The following is a 21,766-nucleotide window of genomic DNA, read 5'->3' as shown; positions in this document are numbered from 1 at the left end:
CCCTCGGCCCCGCGCCAGAACCGAACATCACGGTTCTCTGGTCGAACCACATGCCCGCGGCGTTCAAGCGCTTCTGCGTCAAGGTCAGCCGCGACACCTCGTCGCTGCAATACGAGAACGACGATCTGATGCGCCCGTTCTGGGGGGACGACTACGCCATCGCCTGTTGTGTCTCGGCGATGCGCCTCGGCAAGCAGATGCAGTTCTTTGACGCCCGCGTGAACCTTGCCAAAGCGCTGCTATACGCCATCAACGGCGGCCGCGACGAGGTATCCGGCGACCTGATCGCGCCCCAGACACTTCCGGTGTCCGGCGAATTCCTCGACTTCGACGACGTGATGGAGAAGTTCGACACGACCATGGAATGGCTCGCACGCACCTATGTGCATGCAATGAACTGCATCCACTACATGCACAAGTATTTCTATGAACGTCTCGAGATGGCGCTGCACGACCGCGACGTCCTGCGCACCATGGCGTTCGGGATCGCCGGGCTTTCGGTGGTCGCCGACAGTCTCAGCGCCATCAAGCACGGCAAGATCCGCGTTGTCCGCGATGAGAACGGCCTGGTGGTCGACTATCAGAACAAGGGCAACATCGCGACGCCGCAGTTCGGCAACAATGATGACCGCGGCGACCAGTTGGCGTCGGACATCGTGACGAGCTTCATGGAGAAGCTCCGCAAGCATCCAACCTATCGGAACGCGACCCACACCCAGAGAATCCGGACAAGTACCCGCAACTCACGATCCGTGTGTCGGGCTGCGCCGTGAACTTCGTCCGCCTCACGCCGGAGCAGCAGCGAGACGTCATCAGCCGCACCTTCCACGGTCAGATCTGAGATCGGGAGGAAGCCATATGCCGGAACTGAGGACGCTCGAACCGGGAAGTCGGCATGAGCTCAGGGCAGGCCTGTCGCCTGATGCCCCCGACGAAGCCCAGTTGAAGGACGAGGAAGGCTCGTTCGGCTACTGCCACTCCTACGAGACGTCGTCGCGCTACGATGGGCCGGGCTTGCGCGCGGTGCTGTTCGTTTCGGGTTGCCTGCTGCGGTGCAACTATTGCCACAATCCCGACACCTGGCATCTCAAGGACGGTACCTATGTCTCGCTTCAGCAGGTGCTCGAACGTCTCGGCAGCTTTGCGCCGTCACTGGTCAAGCTCGGTGGTGGCCTCACCATATCGGGCGGCGAACCGATGGTGCAACGCGCCTTCACCTGTCGTATCTTCCAGGGCGCCAAGGCGATGGGCCTGCACACGGCGATCGAGACGTCCGGATTCCTGGGCGATCGCGTCGACGAGTCGTATCTTTCGGCGGTCGACCTTTTCCTCCTCGATATCAAGAGTTCTGATCCCGACACCTATCGCCGGGTGACCGGTCGGGATCTCGCACCGACGCTTCGCTTCGCGGAGCGGCTTGCCTCACTCTCAAAGCCGGTTTGGGTCCGCTTCACGCTGGTTCCGGGCCAAACCGACGATCCTGACAACGTCGAGGGAATTGCCCGACTTGTGGCGCCCATGAAGAATGTCGAGTGGGTCGAGGTACAGCCCTTCCACCAAATGGGCGGGTTCAAGTGGAAGGCTTTGGATCTCGAATACAAGCTGGCTGATACGCAGCCACCGACCCGCGATCTGGTGAACAGGGTCATCGCGCAGTTCCGTGGTGCGGGCTGCCGTGTCCGCTAAGCGCCGTTTCAATCGACCGGGGGACAAAAGATGCTGGATCTTGCGCGCGACATTATTGGCAGTCAGCCGATCCTGACAATATTTCTTACAATCGGCCTGGGCTACCTGGTCGGCCAGATCAGTATCGGCGGGTTCGCCCTCGGCGTCGGAGCCGTTCTCTTCGTTGGCGTTGCCATTGGCGCTTTTGCGCCCAAAGCGCAGATTATCGGACCGATCGGCCTCACGGGCCTGATCATGTTCCTTTATGGCATTGGCATTCTCTATGGCCGTCAATTCTTCGAAGGCATGGTGGGCGTCGATCGAAAGTACAATCTGTTGGCGCTGATCGCCTGCATCGCAAGCTTGTTCGTCGCGCTCGGCCTCGGAAAGATCTTCGACGTCAAGATCGGCCATACGCTGGGCATCTATGCCGGGTCGATGACCAGCACCGCAGCGCTTCAGGCCGCGCTCGATGCCATTGCTAACAAGGATCCATCGATCGGATACTCAGTCGCATATCCGTTTGGCGTGATCGGTCCGATCCTCTGCATCTATTTCATGACGCGCATCGTGAACCCAAAATTTCCGGCGAAGGCGCAGCGTTTTCATATGGGCGAGATCTCCATCGGGGCGACCTCCTCCGGCCGCGCGCTCGCGGAATTGATGAAGGAGCTTCCGAGCGACGTGCAAGTCACCATGGTGCGGAAGGACGGTCACAACTTTGTTCCGACTGACGACACGGTTCTATCGATCGGAGACGCGGTTCTGCTCATCGCCGAGCGCGAGGAAGCCCTCAAAGAGGCGGCCGCGCGGCTCGGCAAACCGGAGCCCGGCCTGCTGGCCAGCGATCGGACCGACCTCGACTACATCCGGGTGTTTGTCGGCAAGGCCAATGTGGTCGGTGTCCCGCTTTCGGGTCTTGCGATGCCGCCCGGCTTTCCCGCCCATATCCTGCATGTGCGGCGCTACGATGCCGATCTCGTTCCGTCACCCGACCTGATGCTGGAGTTCGGCGACCGCGTCGGAGTGTTGATGCCCCCTGCCCGCAAGGACGAGATCCGCAAGTTCTTCGGCGACACGGTGAAGGCTGCGGCCGAATTCAGTTACGTATCGCTCGGGATCGGCATGGTTCTCGGTTCCCTTGGACTTGTTTTACTTGTCTTTTTTTCACATCATCTCGACGTGAACGAGGGCCGCATCGGGTTGTCGATTTTGAATACGGCTGTCGCAAAGATCCAGCCCGACGTCGTGACACTCTTCTTCAAGGGTACCTTGTGTAACGTGCTCGTCTGCCTGGCGGTCTGGCTTGCATATGCCGGCCGGTCGGTCACCGACAAAATTCTCGCCCTCATATTGCCGGTCTCCGCCTTTGTAGCGGCCGGCTTCGAGCACTGCGTTGCCAACATGTACTTTCTGCCTTTGGCATGGCTGCTGACCCAGACTGGCAACGTTCCGACTGATTTCGACGCTTCGTCCATTACGATATCCGGGATTATCCATAATCTCGTTCCGGTCACAATCGGCAATATCGTGGGTGGTGCCGGCCTGGTCGGCGTCATGTACTGGACCATCTATCGGGCAGCCTTCGGCGCCACGTATCTAGGCGAGAAGTAAGCCAAATTCCATACGGCTACATTATCTCGATGCAGCCTCGTCCGCGGCAGCGGAGTTCTCGTACTCGTCAGGCGCAACCGAAAGGAGCGACTTTGATGGGCCCACGAATTAACACAGCAAGAGGTTCTTCTCCGCGCGACCAGGATCGGGGGCGGGTGAGCCATGGCTCGAAAACACACGCGCCGCCGCGACCCTCAGGCGCACGCGCCGATGTGATGCCGCTCGACGTTCGCGTAGCGGGGCAAATGGAAGCTGTATTCGACCGCATCGCGAAAGAATGGGGCAAGCTAGACTTCGTTGTGCACTCGATTGAGTTTGCACCCCAGAATGCGCGACAAGCCCGAATGCAAGCGCCGCGCTCCAGCGCGAAGCTTTCCAATGGCTTCGGCTCGTTGACTATCTCGCCGGCGAGCGGCCGCCAGGCTACTTTGCATGGGGTTGTTTTCGATATTTTAGATGCGAGAGCCGCGTCGTCGTTGAGGCCGGCTTGCCGAGCCGTAGCTCGCGGCCGCCCAAGCGGACTCGGCGTGGCAGTCTTCACTCGCTTCGCGGAAAAATGGTAGCGGGAGAGGGACTCGAACCCCCGACCCCAGGATTATGATTCCCGTGCTCTAACCAGCTGAGCTACCCCGCCACGGCGTCGGTCTCACGGCCTTATAAACCCGAGGTCGCGAACGCGCGGCATATAAGGAGCCGGCCGCGGACGTGTCAAGCAACCCACACAGCCGCCAAGTGGCTGCAGTCAGCAGCTATTTTGGCCGAATGCTGGGATCGCCACCGGGGCTGCCGGGCGGCCGGATCACCGGCGTGTCGCCGGTATCGGGGGTGGGCGCGCGGATTGCCGGGTCAACGCCTGTGGGCGGGCACAGCACGCCATCCGACTTGGCCAGTTGATCGCTGAGTGACTCGATCCGCTGACCGGTGGTGCCGCCTTCGGGCGCAATGGTGCCCCGTGGCGATACCGGTCGGGTCGGCGCACAGTTGTTGGCGGGCGCGGGCAGCGCCGTCTGGGCCTGCGGCGTCAACGGCGCCGGCGGAGCTTGCGCGCTGGCCGCTTCGCACCCGGCCATCAGCACACCCAACAGATAGAGCCAGTGTATCTTTTCCATGCGGATGAAACGACCCGCTGGCGCGAAGGTTCCGTGGGCGACGCCGGGGCTTCAGGATTTGCGATAGCGAATGAGGCAAAAATGCCCCATAGGCGGCATCGGCCGGCGCTCGGCCAAGCTGACGCCGCCGTGTTTGGCGGCCCAGTCGGTGAGCCGCGCCCATGGGAATTCCGGCCGCCAGCCCAGCCGCCGCGCCAGCGGCGCGAACGCCAGCTCGAAGATGCGGCGCGGGCCGCTCTCGGCGCCGATGTGATTGACCAGGATGAGTTCGCCGCCGGGTTTCAGCACGCGGATGAAATCATCCAGCGTCGCTTCCGGATCCGGCACCGCGGTGATGACATATTGCGCCACCACCGCGTCGAAAAAAGAATCCGCAAATGCCAGATGCTTGGCGTCCATCACCGCGAGCGTCTCGATATTATGAAGATCGAGCGCACGCACGCGGCTCTGCGCCTTGCGCAGCATCGGTTCGGAAATGTCGACGCCGCACAATTTCGTCGTGCGTGCATAGTCCGACAGCGACAATCCGGTGCCGACGCCGACATCGAGAATCCGGCCGCCGATCCGGTCGGCCTCGGCGATGGTCGATTGACGGCCGTGGTCGAAAACCTTGCCGAACACCAGATCGTATACCGGCGCCCAGCGCTCATACGCCTTGGCGACCCCTGCGCGGTCGATATCTGACGCCATGTCCCGCGCCTCGAAGACCTTACCCGCGGATCGCCTCGACCAGCGGCCGCGTTACGCCTTTGACCGTTGCAGCCTTCGCGGTCGCACGCTGGATGAAACCGCCGCCGAGCACCCGCGCCCGCCCCGAGGGCGCATCGTAGAACACGCAAGCCTGGCCCGGCGAGACGCCTTCCTCGCCGGCGACGAGTTCGACCTCATAGCCGCCGTCGGAGGCACGCAGCCAAGCCGGCTGCGGCGGGCGCGCCGAGCGAACCCGCACGAAAACCTCCAGGCCGCCGCGCACGGCGTGATCGAGCGTGCCCTCGCCGATCCAGTTGACATCGCGCAACACGATGCGGTCCATCCGCAAGGCCTCGCGCGGTCCGACCACCACGCGACGGCCGGCTGCGTCCAGCCGCACTACATACAACGCCGCGCTGGAGGCAATGCCTATTCCGCGCCGCTGCCCGACGGTGAAATGAACGATGCCCTGATGCGCCCCGATGACGCGACCATCGAGATCGACGATATCGCCGGGCTCGATGGCATTTGGCCGCAGCCGGCTGATGATGTCGGTATAGCGCCCGGTCGGCACGAAACAGATGTCCTGGCTGTCCTGCTTGTCCGCGACATCAAGGCCGAAGCGCCGCGCCAGTTCGCGGGTCTGCAGCTTGGTCATGTCGCCGAGCGGAAAGCGCAGAAAATCGAGCTGCTCGCGGGTGGTCGCGAACAAAAAATAGCTCTGATCGCGATCGGCATCGGCGGCGCAAAGCAGCGCGCGCGACCCCTCGCGCATACGGCGCGATGCGACATAATGCCCGGTTGCGAGCGCCGCGGCGCCGAGTTCGCGCGCGGTCGCCAACAGATCGCCAAACTTGATCGAGCGGTTGCACTCGATGCAGGGCACCGGCGTCTCGCCCAAGGCGTAGCTGTCGGCGAAATTGTCGATCACCGCCGCACGAAAACGGTTCTCGTAATCCAGCACGTAATGCGGGATGCCAATCCGCTCGGCGACATTGCGGGCATCGTGGATGTCCTGCCCGGCGCAGCAGGCGCCCTTGCGATGGGTCGCCGCGCCGTGATCGTAAAGCTGCAGCGTGATGCCGACGACGTCATAACCTTCCGATTTCAACAGCGCAGCCGTCGCCGACGAATCGACGCCGCCGGACATGGCGACGACGACCCTGGTGTCCTGCGGACGGCCTTCGAGATCCAGACTGTTGAGCATGGGTCCAGTCATTGCTGCGATCAGGGCGACATCAAATGCTTGCCGCGATCAGGAAGCCATTGTGCGGTCAGATAGAGGTGAGGTCAGATAGTCCGTTTGCGAATAGTTTGCGAATAGAATGTCACTCTGAGCTTGGAGAGCTAAACCCGAGCCTTGCGAGCCCTTGCAGCGGTTCCCGGAACACGGAGTTCGCTCATTCGGAAACGGCTGAAAAGCCGCTCTTTAATATAGGCCGCGTGCAGGTCAGGCAATCGCGCTCAGCGCTTTTGCTGGCCTGCGTACGGCAAATCTTGCCGCCGGGCAGAAAAGGGGATCGCCGCCACGGCTCCCCGGCTCCCCGAGCATCTCATAAGGCATTGGAAAATATAGTTATTCTATCGGAGCGGGCGATGGCCCGTTCCTTGCTGACCTCTGGTCCAGTTTCATTTCGTTTCATTTGCGAAGGGCCGCCCGTGTATACCGTGACGTCAGACGCCGCAGCCAGCGTGTCTTTTCAGACCGCGCCGCCGAATCCCGCCCGAGCCGACCCATCGCAGGGAAATGACAGTTTTGGGGCGCTGCTCGACAGCAACCTGGCCGCCGACGGCGGCAGCGCGACCGCACCGCCGCCGCAGCCACCGGCGTCGCAGCCAATGGCCTCGCAGCCACCGGCCTCGCAGCCCGCCGTCAACGATCCGGCGCCGACCTCCGCCACCTCGCCATCGGACGACGCCAGGTCTTCCGGCCACGCTGCAAATAATCAGGGCGCAACGGCTGCCACCGCCCAACCCGTTTCCGACGCCGATACCGCCGGCAAGCCCGACGCCAATACTGACACCGCCCAGCGCTCCCAGGCGAAGTCGAGCGCCGCGAAAGCCGGCACCGTGAAAACAGCCGAGAAGTCGTCCTCCGGGGCTCCTTCACCCGCCGACCAAACCGCCGTGGCGCAGCTGGGCGGACTGCCGGTGACGACGCCGAACCCAGTCGCGGTGGCGATTGTGCTACCCCCCGCCCTTGCCTCGACGAATGCCCCCGCACTCACCCCGACCTCCGGCGGCGCCACGGCGCCGCTCGCGATCGCGGCAGCAGCGATCGCAGCCAGCTCTGCGGCTACCGCTGCACCCGCTGCTGCAACCGCTGCTGCTGCAACCGCGCGGATCAAGGTCGATTCCAGCACCGACGCCGCCGCGACCGCAACGGCCGCCGATGCAGCGCTGACCATTGCCACCTCGGCGGGTGCTGCGGCCACGACCGCAGCGACGGTAGCGAAGATCGCGGCTCAAGCGACCGCGGGCCAGACGGCCGCAACGCCGATCAAGCAGCAAGCCCAGGCCGATGCAGCCGCCCCAACCGATGCGACGGCGTTGACCAGTGCCGTAGCCGCAACGGCACCGGTGGTGCTGAAAACCACCGTTCTCATGGCTCCGGTCACGACACAGGCCAAGACCGCGGCATCGGGCGCCGCGGCTGCCAATGCAAGCGCCTCCGCTTCATCCGCTACCCCAAGCGATCCGGCGGCCGGCGCCGTCATCCAACAACCCGCCGCCGCAACCAAATCGCCGGTGGGAGCTGACAGTGCCGACGCGGCGCTGGCATCCGCCCCTGCATCGCCATCTTCGGTCGGCCACGACCATGCGCCGGCTATCGCGACGGCAGCAGTGCTGTCAGATCCATCGAACATCGGCGCGCAGGCGACGATGCAGCCGCAACTTCCACCCGCGACCGCCATCGCCGTCCCCCTGGGACCCCTGAGCGTCACGGCCGCAACCAATGCTCCAGTGCCATTGAGCGGGCTCGCACTCGAGATCGCCGCCTCGGTGCAGAACGGCAGGAGCCGCTTCGAAATCCGACTCGATCCGGCCGATCTTGGCCGCATCGATGTTCGCGTCGATGTCGATCGCAATGGCCAGGTAACCTCGCATCTGACGGTCGAAAAGCCGGAAACGCTATCGATGTTGCGACAGGACGCACCCCAGCTACAGCGCGCACTGGATGACGCCGGACTCAAGACCGGCAACGGCGGCCTGCAATTCAGCCTGCGCGACCAGTCCTCTTCCGGGCAGAACAACGACACCAGCAGCAAGGCGCAGCAGCTGGTCATCAGCGACGAAGATACCGTCCCCGCGGCGCTCGCGGGACAAACCTATGGCCGTATGCTCGGATCGAGCAGCGGCGTCGATATCAGGGTCTGAGGAGACAGATATGACAACAACGTCAGGCGTTGCCAGCTCGGTGGTTTCGGGAACGACGCCCGCACCAGCCTCATCGTCGGCATCGTCAAGCTCAGCGGCCGCTGGCGCCAGCGCGCTGGCTAACCAGCAAATTGCCGGCAACTTCCAAAGTTTTCTGACCTTGCTGACGACGCAATTGCAGAACCAGAATCCGCTCGACCCGCTGGACACCAACCAGTTCACCCAGCAGCTCGTTGAATTCGCCGGCGTCCAGCAGCAGATCAACACCAACGACTCCCTGTCGACGCTGGTGTCGCTGCAGCAGACCGCGCAATCGACCCAGGCACTGGGATTTGTCGGCAAGACGGCGGTGGTCAATGGCAATACCGCGGCCCTGACCAATTCGTCGGCGACCTGGGATCTCAGCATACCGAGCGCGTCCACCGTCAATATCTCGATCACCAGCAGCACGGGGCAGACCGTGTACACCGGCAGTTACTCGGCCCAGGCCGGAAATAATCAGCCCTTCGCCTGGAACGGCCAGGGCAGCGACGGCACGCAATGGCCGGACGGCCAGTACAAGCTGACCGCGACCGCGGCCGACAGCGCGGGCAATCCAGTAGCCGTAACCACTCAGATCCAGGGCACGGTCAGTTCGGTCGATCTCACCCAGTCGCCGCCTTTGCTGACGATCAATGGCCAGACCTACACAGTCAACCAGATCCAGAGCATCGCGGGTTAGTGGAGCAAGATCAGACAAACTCCGCAGACCTGATTGCATCATCGGTTCGTTCGCGATCCGATCCAGCCCGGCGTCGCCAGACACCCGGCTGCAGCGTTTGACGACATTTCTGCGGAGATTTGTATTTGGCGCCTTCGGCTTAGCCAATTTTTAAGTCGCGGGGCGTAGGTTGATACGGTGAGTTCAGTGGTTGAGAGTTTGTGAGTACACCATGACAGAACCCCATCGCCCGAGGGTAAAATACGTCATCGGGCCTGACGGTAGTCCATTGACAATCGCGGATTTGCCCGCTCCCGGCACCAAACGGTGGGTTATTCGCCGCAAGGCTGAAGTCGTGGCCGCGGTGCGCGGCGGCCTACTCTCCCTGGAGGAGGCTTGCAGCCGTTACACGCTGACCGTCGACGAATTCCTTTCTTGGCAATTCTCCATCGATCAGCATGGCCTTGCCGGACTGCGCACCACCCGGATTCAGCAATACCGGCAATAAGCGCTTAAGAAACCGACGGCATTTGATGAAAACCGGCCGCGCTTTGCGAGGCCGGTTTTTTCCATATTGAACTTTCGCCGGTGCCCTTAACCTTCGTTAACCATATCGAAACCATCCCATAGGCAATAATTGCCCAGCCGGTCCTGGAGACCGAATCCCGGGGATGTCGGTTTTGCAGAGTCTGTTAAGCTTCCTCAAAGGTCTGGGCGCTGCGCGCTTGATGGCGATGGTCGCGGTAACCGCCGCGCTCGTCGGCTTCTTCGCGTTCGTCATCATGCGCGTCACGACGCCGCAGATGACCACGCTCTTTACCGACCTCAGTTTCGAGGATTCCTCGGGGATCATCAAGGAGCTGGATCGCCAGGCGATCCCTTACGAATTGCGCAACGATGGCGCCGTGATCATGGTGCCGAAGGACAAGGTTACGCGGCTGCGGATGAAGCTTGCCGAAGGCGGACTGCCCAAGGGCGGCGGCGTCGGCTACGAAATCTTCGACAAATCCGACGCGCTCGGCACCACCAGTTTTGTCCAGAACATCAATCATTTGCGCGCGCTTGAGGGCGAGCTTTCGCGCACCATCCGCGCCATCGACCGGGTCCAGGCCGCCAGGGTCCATCTGGTATTGCCCGAGCGGCCGCTATTTGCGCGCGAAGCTCCCGAACCATCGGCCTCGATCGTGGTGCGCGTACGCGGCTCGCTCGAACCGCAGCAGATCAGGGCCATCCGCCACCTCGTCGCCTCCGCCGTCAACGGCCTCAAGCCGCAGCGCGTGTCGATCGTCGATGAAGCCGGTCAGTTGCTCGCCGACGGCGCCTCGAGCGATCCCGATAACTCCATCGGGGACGAACGCCGCGCCGGTTTCGAGAAGCGGATGCGCAACGAAGTCGAGGCGATCGTGTCCTCGGTGGTCGGCGCAGGCCGCGCCCGCGTCCAGCTGTCGGCCGATTTCGACTACAACAAGATTACCCAGACCTCGGATCGCTTCGATCCCGAAGGAAGGGTGCTACGTTCGAGCCAGACCCGGGAAGAGTCGAGCTTGACCGCCGACAATAGCGGCCAGGTCACCGTCAACAATGAATTGCCGGGCAATCAGAACAACAACAATGCGGCGACCGCGCGCGACCAGAGCAAGAAAACCGAAGAAACCAACAATTACGAAATCTCCCATACCACCAAGACCGAAGTAACCGAGGTCGGGCGCGTCAACCGCATCTCGGTCGCCGTGCTGGTCGACGGCAGCTATTCCAAGAACGACAAGGGCGAACTGGTCTATCAGGAGCGCAGCAAGGATCAGCTGGACCGGATCGCAGCACTGGTGCGCTCGGCGATCGGCTTCGATCAGAAGCGCGGCGACCAGGTCGAGGTCGTCAACCTCAAATTTGCCGAAGCGCCGGCCATCGTCCCGCTTGCCGAACCGACCGGCCTGCTGGGCATGCTGCAGTTCACCAAGGATGACGTGATGAACATCATCGAACTTGGCGTCATGATGCTGCTTGGCCTGACGGTGATGTTCATGGTGATCCGGCCGCTGGTCAAGCGCATCCTCGCCTCCGAGCCAATCGCCGCGCCACTCGCCGACGGTTCGCTGCCGGCGCTGACCGACGGCACAGCGCAAGCCGCGGCCGCCGGCGGCCACACTTCCGGCGGCGCCGGCACCGCGCAGCTGATCGATGTCGCCCAGGTTCAGGGCCAGGTCCATGCGCAGTCGGTACACCGCGTCGGTGAACTGGCCGAGCGCAACCCGAACGAAACCGCTTCCATCGTCCGTCAATGGCTCAGCGAGCCGTCGACATGAGCGTACCGCAAACCACAAACGCCAACGACATCGCCACCGTCATTTCTTCGCTGGCCGCGCGGCAGAGCAGTCGCCCTAAGGCCCCCAAGATGAGCGGTCCGAAACGCGCGGCCATCCTGATGCTCGCGCTAGGCGAGAAATATGGCGGCAAGGTCTGGGCGCTGCTCGACGACGACGAGGTGCGCGAACTGTCGATGCATATGTCGACGCTCGGCACCGTCGAGTCCGACGTGGTCGAGGACCTGCTGCTCGAATTCGTCTCAAGGATGTCGGCATCAGGCGCATTGATGGGCACGTTCGACGGCACCGAACGGCTGCTGCAGCAATACCTGCCGCAGGAACGGGTTGCCGGCATCATGGAGGAAATTCGCGGGCCTGCCGGCCGCAACATGTGGGAGAAACTCTCCAACGTCCAGGAAGAGGTGCTCGCCAATTATCTCAAGAATGAATATCCGCAGACCATCGCCGTGGTGCTGTCGAAGCTGAAGCCGGAACATGCCGCGCGCGTGCTCGCGATCCTGCCCGAGGAAATGGCGCTCGACGTGGTCGGCCGGATGCTGAAAATGGAGGCGGTGCAGAAGGAAGTGATCGAGCGCATCGAACAGACGCTTCGCACCGAATTCATGTCCAACCTGTCGCAGACAAGGCGCCGCGACGCCCATGAAGTAATGGCCGAGATCTTCAACAATTTCGACCGCCAGACCGAAACCCGCTTCATCACCTCGCTGGAAGAAGACAACCGCGAGTCCGCCGAACGCATCAAGGCGCTGATGTTCACCTTCGACGATCTCATCAAGCTCGACTCCGCTTCCGCGCAGACGCTGATGCGCCAAATCGACAAGGACAAGCTCGGCATCGCGCTGAAGAGCGCCAATGAGGAGGTGCGCAGCTTCTTCCTCGGCAACATGTCGTCCCGCGCCGGCAAGATGCTGATCGACGACATGGGCGCGATGGGGCCAGTGCGGCTGCGCGACGTCGACGAGGCCCAGGCCCTGCTGGTCAATCTTGCCAAGGACCTCGCCGCCAAGGGCGAAATCACGCTGACCAAGAACCGCGCCGACGACGAACTGGTGTACTGATGGCCGCCCCCGCAAAATTCCTGTTCGACATGGACTTCTCGACGCCGGACAAGACGCGCGAGCGACCCGCCACGGCGTCGGAAATCGCCCAGAACATCGCCGCGGCGGAGACGCAGGCCTATCGCAGCGGCTTCGAGACCGCACAGCGCGAGGCGCGCGCCGAGAGTGAACGCCGCACCGCGCTGGCGCTTGAGGCGATCGCGATCGGCGTCAAGGGCATCGCGGCCCGCTACTCCGGCATCGAAACCCGGATGGAAACCGAAGCCGTCGATGTCGCGGTTGCAGTCGCGCGCAAGCTGTGCAGCGCATTGATTTCCAGCGAGCCGCTTGGCGAGATCACCTCCCTGGTGCGCGATTGCTTCTCCCATTTGGTATCGACGCCGCATCTCGTGGTCCGGATCAACGAGCAGCTTTACGAGGCCGCCCGCGAACGGATCGACCGGCTGGCGAAGCAAAGCGGCTTCGAGGGCCGCCTTGTGATTCTGGCGGAGCCGGAAATCGAGACCGGCGATTGCAAGATAGAGTGGGCTGACGGCGGCGTCGTGCTGGAGCGCGCGGCGATCGAGGCCAAGATCAACGAACTTGTCGGGCGCTACATCGCGTCCCGCGATCAGGCCGGACTGCGGCCATGAGGATCAAGACATGAGTGACAACGACGCACAGGTTCCGCTTCCGGATCTTAACGCCGCCGACGCGCCGCCGATCAATGACCTGGCCTATCACGAGGACGAACAGGCCGCGCGCATTGCCGCCGACCTCGAGGCGGTATTCGACGTGCCGGTACAGGTCTCGGCCGTGCTCGGCCGCTCGAAGATGGAGGTCGGTGAACTGCTGAAACTCGGGCCCGGCACCGTGCTCGAGCTTGACCGTCGCGTCGGCGAAGCCATCGATATTTATGTCAACAACCGGCTGGTGGCGCGCGGCGAGGTCGTCCTGGTGGAAGACAAGCTCGGCGTCACCATGACGGAAATCATCAAGACGGAGCGCGCCTGAGGCGCTCTCAACGATACGGCGCACAACAGGCGTCGATAGACGAATAGGAGGTTAACATGCGGCTTCTCATTGTAGGCACACTGAAGGGCCAGCTTACGACGGCCACCAAGATTGCCATGGAGAATGGCGCTTCCGTTACGCATGCGGAGGATCATGAACAGGCGATGCGCGTGTTGCGCAGCGGCAAGGGCGCCGATCTCCTGCTGGTCGACGTAGCTCTCGACATCCGCGACCTGGTGATGCGGCTCGATGCCGAACACATCTACGTCCCGATCGTCGCCTGCGGCATCTCCAACGACGCCCGTGCGGCCGTGGCCGCGATCCATGCCGGTGCCAAGGAATACATCCCGCTGCCGCCGGAACCGGAATTGATCGCTGCGGTGCTCGCCGCCGTCGCCAATGATTCACGCGACATGGTCTATCGCGACGAAGCCATGGCCAAGGTGATCAAGCTGGCCCAGCAGATCGCCGGCTCCGACGCCTCCGTCATGATCACCGGCGAGTCCGGCACCGGCAAGGAAGTTCTGGCCCGCTACGTTCACACCCGCTCCAATCGTGCCAAGAAACCGTTCATCAGCATCAATTGCGCCGCGATCCCCGAACACCTGCTCGAATCCGAACTGTTCGGCCACGAAAAGGGCGCCTTCACCGGCGCCGTGGCGCGGCGGATCGGAAAATTCGAAGAAGCCACAGGGGGCACCCTGCTGCTGGACGAAATCTCTGAAATGGATGTGCGGCTGCAGTCGAAACTGTTGCGCGCCATCCAGGAACGGGTGATCGATCGGGTCGGCGGCAACCGGCCGGTCCCGGTTGACATCCGCATCCTCGCGACCTCGAACCGTAACCTTGCCGATGCGGTACGCGAAGGCAGCTTCCGCGAGGATCTGTTGTTCCGGCTCAACGTCGTCAACCTGAAGATTCCGCCGCTGCGCGAGCGCCCGGCAGATATTCTCGAACTGGCGCAGCACTTCGCCAAGAAATATGCGGCGGCCAACGGCGTGCCATCGCGGCCGATTTCCGCTGATGCAAGGCGGCTACTGACGACCAACCGCTGGCAGGGCAACGTCCGCGAGCTGGAAAACACCATGCATCGATCGGTACTGATGGCGCAGGGCGATGAGATCGGCGTCGACGCCATTCTGACGCCCGACGGTGATCGTCTCGATGCGCCCAAGACCGTGCCGGCGGTTGCGCACGCCACCTTCGCCGCCGAACAGGTGACCCGCGCGCTGGTCGGACGCACCGTCGCCGACGTCGAGCGCGATCTCATTCTGGAGACCCTGAAGCATTGCCTCGGCAATCGCACCCACGCCGCCAACATCCTCGGCATCTCGATCCGCACGCTGCGCAACAAGCTGAACGAATATGCCGATGGCGGGCTTGCGATCACACCCGCGGGCGCCGGCGAGTATCACCGCGCCGCGGCGCCGGTGTGAACACCGCTCCCTGCCGCGGTTGCGAGAAGCGGCCGGCTAGGGCCTGCGCGAGGATTGCTCCGCTGCCGGCCCGGCCAAGGCGCCGCGACCCAGAACCACCGAGTCCGGCGTTCAAGACGGCCGGAGCCGCCCCCCGGTTGCGGCCGAATAGTTCGGCGCGTCGGGCTTGCGGAAGATGTGGATCGGATCGCCGGGCTGCAGTTGGCGCCCGCTCAACAGCGCATGGGCATAGAGCGCGAGGTAACCGATCGCCAGCGCGCCGACAGCATAGAAGACCCATGCTGCTACACGCTTCATCGGCGCAGAACGCTGCCAGCGAAGGCAGTTCCAAGACGGTTGCATTCCATCGCCTGAACTCCGCGTCCCGCCCTGCATCGCGCGGGCTCCCGACAAGCTTGTAAGCTGCGCGCCGATAAAAGACCACATCTTCAGGAACGGCTGAGCCGGCGCCTGAGATCTTCGCAGGCGTTGCCGCGGCAGAACGGCTGCGACGCTGCCAACCCCCGGGGCTAACAATCGAAGAACTTTTATGGCACCGTGCCACTCGCAAAATCGCCTCGCTTTTCGAGTTCAACATGCCCGCACCCAAGCCGCCCGCTTTCGAGACCTTGAGCCTGCACGCCGGCCAGCATCCGGATCCCGTTACAGGCGCCCGCGCCGTGCCGATCTATCAGACCACCTCTTATGTCTTTCAGGATGCAGAGCACGCCGCGGCGCTGTTCAATCTCGAACGCGCAGGCCACATTTATACCAGGATTTCAAACCCGACCACCGCGGTGCTCGAAGAGCGGCTCGCCGCGCTGGAAAATGGCGTCGGCGCCATCTGCACGGCGAGCGGCATGGCCGCGCTGCATCTGGCGATCGCGACCCTGCTGAACGCCGGCGACCACATCGTCGCCTCCTCCTCGCTCTATGGCGGCAGCATCAACCTGCTCACGCATACGCTGCCCCGTTTCGGCATCACCACGACTTTCGTCAAGCCGCGCGCGCTCGACGGATTTCGCGCGGCCATTCGACCCAGCACCCGCCTCTTGATCGGCGAAACCATTGGCAACCCCGGTCTCGAAGTGCTGGATATTCCCGAGGTCGCGCAGATCGCGCATGACGCAAAAATCCCGCTCTTGATCGACAACACGTTTGCTACCCCTTATCTCAGCCGTCCGATCGAGCTGGGCGCCGACATCGTGATGAACTCGGCAACGAAATGGATCGGCGGTCACGGTATCGCCATCGGCGGCGTGATCGTCGATGGCGGCCGGTTCGACTGGCGCGCCTCCGGCAAATTCGCAGGTCTGACCGAACCCTATGCCGGCTATCATGGCATCGTTTTCGACGAGCAGTTCGGCCCGGCTGCCTTCATCATGCGGGCGCGCACCGAGGGTCTGCGCGACTTCGGCGCCTGCCTCTCGCCAACCAATGCCTTTCAATTGCTGCAGGGCGTCGAGACCCTGGGCATCCGGATGGACCGCCACATCGCCAACACCCATGCGGTGCTCGAATTCCTCGCCGCCAGCAAAGCGGTCGACTGGCTGCTGCACCCCTCGCTTGAGGGGCACCCGGACCACCAACTCGCAAAACGATTGCTGCCGCGCGGCGCCGGATCGATCGTCAGCTTCGGGATCAAGGGCGGCCGGCCTGCCGGCAGGAAATTCATCGAACAGCTGCGGATGATCAGCCACCTCGCCAATGTCGGCGATGCCAAGACACTGGTCATTCATCCCGCCAGCACCACCCATCAGCAGATGGATGCCGACCAGCTCAGGGCCGCTGGGATTGGCGAAGAGCTGGTGCGGCTGTCGGTTGGCATCGAAGCCGCCTCCGACATCATCGATGACCTCGCCCAGGCGCTCCGCATATCGCAAAAGGCTTGAACCATGCAGGTGTCGGTGATGGGAACAGAGACCTTCGTCGCCACCGGCGGCCGGCAATTCGATCCCGCTTTGCCAACCGTCGTGTTGCTGCACGGCGCCGGCTTCGATCATACGGCCTGGGCCTTGCAAAGCCGGTGGTTTGCACATCACGGCCATGGCGTTCTGGCTCCGGATCTGCCCGGCCACGGCCTGTCGTCCGGCGCGCCCCTGCCGACGATTGCCGACATGGCGGACTGGACCGCCGCGCTGCTCGATGCGGCCGGCGTGGCAAGGGCGCGGCTGGTCGGCCATTCCATGGGTTCGCTGATCGCGCTTGAGACCGCCGCACGGCACCCGACCAGGGTTTCCGCGCTCGGCCTGATCGGAACGGCGGCAACCATGACGGTCGGACCCGATCTGCTCAAGGCCGCGGAGGCCAACGACCACTCCGCTATCGATATGGTTTCGATATGGGGCCTCGGCTTTCAGGCGGAACTGGGCGGAAGCCTGGCGCCGGGTTTGTGGATGCACACCGCCGCCCAGCGCGTTCTTGAACAATGCCGGCCCGGCGTGCTGTTCAACGACCTCACGGCCTGCAACGCCTACCAGAATGCGCTGGCTGCCGCCGCAGAGGTCACGGTCCCGACCACCGTGATCATCGGCGAACGCGACATGATGACCCCTGCAAAGGCCGGCAAGACGCTGGCTGCCGCGCTGCCAAACGCACGCATCGTGGTGCTGCGCGGTGCAGGCCACATGATGATGGCCGAGCGGCCCGACGAGTTGCTTGCGGCACTCCAGGGCTGACCCGTTCACCGTCGCGTTGCGAGCAGATCCGGTTCCCATTCCCGGCGAAATGCCGTTGAGCGGATCCTGCTCGTGCTTCGGCATGGCAGTTCAGACCTGGCAGTTCAGATCTTGCGCAGGGCGCGCGTGAGCGGGAGACTGACCTCGGCGAGCTTGACCGCATCCTCGTTCTGATCGATCGCGACGTACTGCCCTTGCCAATAAGCCAGCGCCGCGGTGCGCGGCGAGAGCCGCATGTCCATAACGCGTCCGATCATGATGCCATGGGTGTGGCGTTCGACAATATCCTCAATTTCGCAGTCGATCGCGGCCAGGGCGCCCGCCAGCAAAGGCGTTCCCGATGCGCGGGTGATCCATTGCGCGCCGGCAAAGCGCTCCGCTCCCTTCAGGCCCCCCTTGCCGCTGAATCTTTCGGCGATGTCGATCTGGTCCGATGAAAGGATATTGACGCCGAAAAACCCGTGGCGCAGCAGCAGCGGCCAGGACGACGATGCCCGATCGACGCTGACCAGCAGGGTCGGCGGATCGACCGACAATGACGATACCGACGTAACCGTCATGCCCGCAATATCATTGCCGCGCCCGACCGTGATGACGCTGACACCGGCCGCCAGATGGCGCATGGCGTTGCGAAAAGCGGCTGAAGATGCCTCACGGTCGATCTCGATGGTACCGACGGCGGTGCTCATGATGGCCTCACAGGTCTGATGTATCCTCAGCGCCTCTCAGGAGATTATTCAGGATCGAACCCTCCAGCCCAGCCAGATCGGCCGAGCCGCGCTGGCGCGGACGCACGATATCGACATGAATATCGTGCGCGATACGGCCGTCCTCGATGACCAGCACACGATCGGCCAGCGCGACGGCTTCCGAAACATCGTGGGTGACGAGGATCGCGGTAAAGGCCTGATCGTGCCAGACCCGCTCCAGCAACCGCTGCATCGAAATCCGCGTCAGGGCATCGAGCGCACCGAGCGGCTCGTCGAATGCCAGAACCCGGGGACGACTAACCAGCGCGCGCGCCAGCGCCACGCGCTGCTTCTGTCCGCCGGAGAGGACGGCCGGCCATTGCCCGCGTTTTTCGTCGAGGCCGACTTCGCTGAGCGCGCTTTCGGCGCGCATTTTCGCATCGGAGGATGCCCGGTCACGGCCGAGGCCGACCTCGACGTTTGACAGAACCCGCGCCCATGGCAACAGCCGGGGTTCCTGGAACATGACGCGCACGTCCTCGGGCCGCGCGTCATCGCCAAAGCTGATGGTGCCGGCGTCGATGGTTTCGAGACCGGCGATCAGGCGCAGCAGCGTGCTCTTGCCGCAGCCGCTGCGGCCGACGATGGCCACAAATTGCCCCGCGGGAATGTGCAGGTCGATGCCGCGCAGCACCTCGTTGTCGCCGAATGACTTCCGCAGACCGCGAACGGTCAGCGCAAGCCCGCGCGACGAAACGTCCGATCCGTGCCGCGCCAGCCGGGCCTGTTCGATGAAATCCGCGCGCTCCACAGGCTGGGCATCGGGCAAGACAAAACCAAGGGCTTGTTGCATGCTTGCTCTTAATGTTTCTGGAAAGCCGGGTGCCAGGAAAGCGTCAGCCGCTCGAGAGAGCGCGAGGCGCTGTCGGCGAGTTTCCCCAACAGCGCGTAGATCAGGATGCTGAGCACGACGATATCGATCTGCATGAATTCGCGTGCCTGCATGGCCATGTAGCCGAGGCCCGAGGAGGCCGCGATAGTTTCCGCCACGATCAGCGTCAGCCACATGATCCCGAGCGCAAAGCGCACGCCGACGAAAATCGACGGCAATGCGCCGGGAAAGATCACCCGCCGGAACAGTTCGCCATCGTTCATGCCGTAGATGCGGCCCATTTCGATCAATTGCGGATCGACGGTGCGAATCCCGTGCAGCGTATTGAGATAGATCGGGAAGAACACCCCAAGCGCGACCAGAAACAGTTTTGCCGATTCATCGATGCCGAACCACAGGATCACGAGCGGGATCAGCGCCAGATGCGGAATGTTGCGCACCATTTGCAGCGTGGTGTCGGTGAGCTTGCTGCTGATCTGCGACAAGCCATTGAGCAGTCCAAAGCCAAAGCCGATACCGCCACCAATGACAAAACCGACACTGGCGCGCCAGAAGCTGACCCAGATGTTGCGCGCCAGTTCACCCGACAGCACCAGCTTCCAGCCGGCCAACGCCACGTCGCTCGGCGCCGGCAAAACCCGCGCCGGCACCCAACCGGTCACGCAGGCGGCCTGCCAGACCAGTATGATTGCCAGCGGCACGATCCATTGGATCAAACCGTCGGGCCGCGGCAGCCGCAGGCCGCGAACACGCGGCAGGCTTTCGATCAGACTCATGACTGCGATGCCTTCACCAACGGCCGGTGCTCGTTGGCGATGGTTTCGCCGAATGGCCCGGTATTGACCCGAAGCGGCGTCACATTGCCCGGGCGTTCCAGCGACAACAGCGGAAATACCAGCTCGGCGAAACGATAGGCTTCCTCAAGATGCGGATAGCCTGACATGATGAACGTATCGACGCCGACGTCCTGATATTCCTTGATCCGGGCTGCGACCGTTGGGGGATCACCGACCAGCGCGGTTCCGGCGCCGCCGCGCACCAGACCGACCCCGGCCCAGAGATTCGGGCTGATCTCAAGCTTATCGCGGCGTCCGCCATGCAATTGCGCCATGCGCTGCTGGCCGACGGAATCCATGCGTGAGAAAATCTTCTGCGCCGAAGCCACCGTCTCGTCGGTCACATACTGGATCAGTTCGTCGGCGGCCTTCCAGGCTTCCGCATTGGTTTCGCGAACGATCACATGCAGGCGGATACCGAAAGAGAGCTTGCGGCCGCGCTTGGCGGCAACCGCTCTCACGCGGTCGACTTTTTCGGCGACATGCGCCGGCGGTTCGCCCCATGTCAGATACTTGTCGACGGTGTCGACGGCGACATCGATGCCGGCGTCCGACGATCCGCCGAAATAAAGCGGCGGCCGCGGCGACTGCACCGGCGGAAACAGCAGGCGTCCGTCCTCGATCCGGATATGCCGGCCTTCAACGTTGACGGTCTTGCCCGCGAGCAGATCGCTGTAGACGTTGAGAAATTCACGGGTAACGGCATAGCGCTCGTCATGATCGAGAAAGATGCCGTCACCCTTGTTTTCGACGGGGTCGCCACCGGTGACGACGTTGACCAACAGCCGTCCGTGCGACACCCGGTCAAACGTCGCGGTCATGCGCGCGGCGACGCCAGGCGATTGCAGGCCGGGCCGCACCGCGACGAGGTAGCGCAGCCGCTCGGTCCAGGGTGCTACGGCGGACGCGACGATCCAGGAATCTTCGCAGCTGCGTCCGGTCGGCAGCAGCACGCCGAAATAGCCAAGCTGATCCGCTGCCTGCGCGACCTGTCGCAAGTAGTTGAAGTTGACCTCCCGCCCGCCGATCGTGGTGCCGAGATAGCGGCCTTCGCCATGAGTCGGCAGGAACCAGAGAATATTGGCTTTCGATGGCTCGATACTCACGTGCCCGGCCTCCTTGCCGCGTCGGAAATCTTGATTGGTTTGGGCAGCAGGCCGAGCGCATAGAACGTGTCCGCGACCTGCTGCTGATCCGCGATCACGCTGCTTTCGACCGGCTTGATGCCGTAGGCCTGCCGCTGCAACGCCGCTTCGACAACCGCAACCGGCAAGCCGATCGAAGGCGCGAGCTGCTCGGCGACCGCGTGGATATCGGCTTTGGCCCAGTCATCGACCTCGCTGAGCTGCGCCAGGATCAGATCGACGATTCCGGGATCCTTTTCCAGGAATTTCTTCGAGGAAAGATAAAACTGATAATTTGACACGATGCCGGTACCATCGGCCAGGGTCCGCGCGCCGGTGGCCGCTTCGGCAGCGGCCAGAAACGGATCCCAGATCACCCAGGCATCGACCGCGCCGCGTTCGAAGGCGGCGCGGGCGTCGGCCGGCGCCAGAAACACCGGCTCGATCTCGGCGTATTTGACGCCGGCCTTTTCCAGCGCCTTCACCAGCAGATAGTGAACGTTGGAGCCTTTGTTCAGCGCGACCTTCTTGCCCCTGAGGTCGGCGACCGATTGAAGCTTGCTGTCTTTGGGCACCAGGATGGCCTCACCCTTCGGCGCGG

General features: G+C 63.2%; 23 protein-coding genes, 1 tRNA gene and 1 pseudogene. 15 read left to right on the top strand and 10 right to left on the bottom strand.

The genetic code is table 11. The annotated features are described in order from the left end of the window. From ABSG20_RS08115 to ABSG20_RS08095, 5 genes and pseudogenes are all read left to right on the top strand, one after another. The coding region (locus tag ABSG20_RS08115; RefSeq protein WP_423863976.1) for a pyruvate formate lyase family protein at positions 1–773 on the top strand (773 nt) is incomplete at its 5' end. Further along, a pseudogene (locus ABSG20_RS08110) lies at positions 746–841 on the top strand (hypothetical protein); the annotation flags it as partial. The gene ABSG20_RS08115 and the pseudogene ABSG20_RS08110, both read left to right, overlap by 28 nt. 17 nt (positions 842–858) lie before the next feature. Continuing rightward, the gene (pflA, locus tag ABSG20_RS08105; RefSeq protein ID WP_423863975.1) at positions 859–1,686 is read left to right on the top strand and encodes a pyruvate formate-lyase-activating protein; all 828 of its coding nucleotides are present in this window, start codon (positions 859–861) and stop codon (positions 1,684–1,686) included. A 30-nt stretch (positions 1,687–1,716) separates the two neighbouring features. Beyond that, positions 1,717–3,279 (top strand): formate/nitrite transporter family protein, encoded by a 1,563-nt coding sequence (locus tag ABSG20_RS08100; RefSeq protein ID WP_423863974.1) that lies wholly within the window; start codon positions 1,717–1,719, stop codon positions 3,277–3,279. Positions 3,280–3,308: 29 nt separating this feature from the next. Next, positions 3,309–3,842, top strand: coding sequence for an SDR family oxidoreductase (locus ABSG20_RS08095; protein WP_423863973.1), 534 nt, complete (start codon positions 3,309–3,311; stop codon positions 3,840–3,842). On the opposite strand, the gene ABSG20_RS08090 is transcribed toward ABSG20_RS08095, so the two are convergent. From ABSG20_RS08090 to mnmA, 4 genes are all read right to left on the bottom strand, one after another. Continuing rightward, positions 3,837–3,913 (bottom strand) — tRNA-Met (locus ABSG20_RS08090). The genes ABSG20_RS08095 and ABSG20_RS08090 overlap by 6 nt on opposite strands. Before the next feature lie 115 nt (positions 3,914–4,028). Next, entirely contained in the window at positions 4,029–4,388 is a 360-nt protein-coding gene (locus tag ABSG20_RS08085) for a hypothetical protein (RefSeq protein WP_423863972.1), read from the bottom strand. A gap of 51 nt (positions 4,389–4,439) precedes the next feature. Beyond that, positions 4,440–5,078 (bottom strand): class I SAM-dependent methyltransferase, encoded by a 639-nt coding sequence (locus ABSG20_RS08080; protein WP_423863971.1) that lies wholly within the window; start codon positions 5,076–5,078, stop codon positions 4,440–4,442. Positions 5,079–5,097: 19 nt separating this feature from the next. Beyond that, positions 5,098–6,285: a tRNA 2-thiouridine(34) synthase MnmA gene (gene mnmA, locus ABSG20_RS08075; protein ID WP_423863979.1), complete on the bottom strand. Its 1,188-nt coding sequence runs from the start codon at positions 6,283–6,285 to the stop codon at positions 5,098–5,100. 485 nt (positions 6,286–6,770) lie between these two features. Here mnmA and ABSG20_RS08070 point away from each other — a divergent pair, with 485 nt between their 5' ends. From ABSG20_RS08070 to flbD, 8 genes are all read left to right on the top strand, one after another. After that, positions 6,771–8,456, top strand: coding sequence for a flagellar hook-length control protein FliK (locus tag ABSG20_RS08070; RefSeq protein WP_423863970.1), 1,686 nt, complete (start codon positions 6,771–6,773; stop codon positions 8,454–8,456). 10 nt (positions 8,457–8,466) lie between these two features. After that, positions 8,467–9,177 carry a flagellar hook assembly protein FlgD gene (locus tag ABSG20_RS08065; protein WP_423863969.1) on the top strand — a complete coding sequence of 237 codons (711 nt, stop codon included), beginning with the start codon at positions 8,467–8,469 and terminating at the stop codon, positions 9,175–9,177. A gap of 211 nt (positions 9,178–9,388) precedes the next feature. After that, on the top strand, positions 9,389–9,664 hold the full coding sequence (gene sciP / locus ABSG20_RS08060; RefSeq protein WP_002714638.1) for a CtrA inhibitor SciP: 276 nt from the start codon (positions 9,389–9,391) through the stop codon (positions 9,662–9,664). Positions 9,665–9,836: 172 nt separating this feature from the next. Further along, a complete protein-coding gene (gene fliF, locus ABSG20_RS08055) occupies positions 9,837–11,459 on the top strand; it encodes a flagellar basal-body MS-ring/collar protein FliF (RefSeq protein ID WP_423863978.1) in 1,623 nt (540 codons plus the stop codon). Beyond that, positions 11,456–12,538: a flagellar motor switch protein FliG gene (gene fliG, locus ABSG20_RS08050; RefSeq protein WP_423863968.1), complete on the top strand. Its 1,083-nt coding sequence runs from the start codon at positions 11,456–11,458 to the stop codon at positions 12,536–12,538. Before fliF ends, fliG begins: the two co-directional genes overlap by 4 nt. Then, positions 12,538–13,170, top strand: coding sequence for a FliH/SctL family protein (locus ABSG20_RS08045; protein WP_423863967.1), 633 nt, complete (start codon positions 12,538–12,540; stop codon positions 13,168–13,170). The genes fliG and ABSG20_RS08045 overlap by 1 nt, the downstream gene beginning before the upstream one ends. 10 nt (positions 13,171–13,180) lie before the next feature. Then, positions 13,181–13,531 (top strand): flagellar motor switch protein FliN, encoded by a 351-nt coding sequence (gene fliN, locus ABSG20_RS08040; protein ID WP_423863966.1) that lies wholly within the window; start codon positions 13,181–13,183, stop codon positions 13,529–13,531. A gap of 56 nt (positions 13,532–13,587) precedes the next feature. Next, positions 13,588–14,967, top strand: coding sequence for a sigma-54-dependent transcriptional regulator FlbD (gene flbD / locus ABSG20_RS08035; RefSeq protein WP_423863965.1), 1,380 nt, complete (start codon positions 13,588–13,590; stop codon positions 14,965–14,967). Positions 14,968–15,078: 111 nt separating this feature from the next. Here the strand turns inward: flbD and ABSG20_RS08030 are convergent, their stop codons facing one another. After that, a complete protein-coding gene (locus tag ABSG20_RS08030; protein ID WP_423863964.1) occupies positions 15,079–15,264 on the bottom strand; it encodes a hypothetical protein in 186 nt (61 codons plus the stop codon). A 278-nt stretch (positions 15,265–15,542) separates the two neighbouring features. Between ABSG20_RS08030 and ABSG20_RS08025 the strand changes: the two genes are divergently transcribed. Beyond that, positions 15,543–16,838, top strand: a complete 1,296-nt coding sequence (locus tag ABSG20_RS08025; RefSeq protein WP_423863963.1) for an O-acetylhomoserine aminocarboxypropyltransferase — start codon at positions 15,543–15,545, stop codon at positions 16,836–16,838. 3 nt (positions 16,839–16,841) lie between these two features. Next, a complete protein-coding gene (locus tag ABSG20_RS08020; protein ID WP_423863962.1) occupies positions 16,842–17,624 on the top strand; it encodes an alpha/beta fold hydrolase in 783 nt (260 codons plus the stop codon). 104 nt (positions 17,625–17,728) lie between these two features. On the opposite strand, the gene ABSG20_RS08015 is transcribed toward ABSG20_RS08020, so the two are convergent. The 5 genes from ABSG20_RS08015 to ABSG20_RS07995 all read right to left on the bottom strand — a co-directional run. After that, complete coding sequence (locus ABSG20_RS08015; protein WP_423863961.1) at positions 17,729–18,313, bottom strand: flavin reductase family protein; 585 nt, start codon at positions 18,311–18,313, stop codon at positions 17,729–17,731. Between the two features lie 7 nt (positions 18,314–18,320). Continuing rightward, complete coding sequence (locus ABSG20_RS08010) at positions 18,321–19,166, bottom strand: ATP-binding cassette domain-containing protein (RefSeq protein WP_423863960.1); 846 nt, start codon at positions 19,164–19,166, stop codon at positions 18,321–18,323. Between the two features lie 8 nt (positions 19,167–19,174). Next, positions 19,175–19,981, bottom strand: coding sequence for an ABC transporter permease subunit (locus ABSG20_RS08005; RefSeq protein WP_423863959.1), 807 nt, complete (start codon positions 19,979–19,981; stop codon positions 19,175–19,177). Then, the gene (gene ssuD, locus ABSG20_RS08000) at positions 19,978–21,141 is read right to left on the bottom strand and encodes an FMNH2-dependent alkanesulfonate monooxygenase (protein WP_423863977.1); all 1,164 of its coding nucleotides are present in this window, start codon (positions 21,139–21,141) and stop codon (positions 19,978–19,980) included. Before ssuD ends, ABSG20_RS08005 begins: the two co-directional genes overlap by 4 nt. A gap of 2 nt (positions 21,142–21,143) precedes the next feature. Then, the coding region (locus ABSG20_RS07995; RefSeq protein ID WP_423863958.1) for an ABC transporter substrate-binding protein at positions 21,144–21,766 on the bottom strand (623 nt) is incomplete at its 5' end.

Source organism: Bradyrhizobium sp., assembly GCF_049512235.1.
Lineage (GTDB): Bacteria > Pseudomonadota > Alphaproteobacteria > Rhizobiales > Xanthobacteraceae > Bradyrhizobium.
The sequence above is the reverse complement of the archived record's forward strand: the minus strand, read 5'-3'. Positions and strand labels throughout refer to the sequence as shown.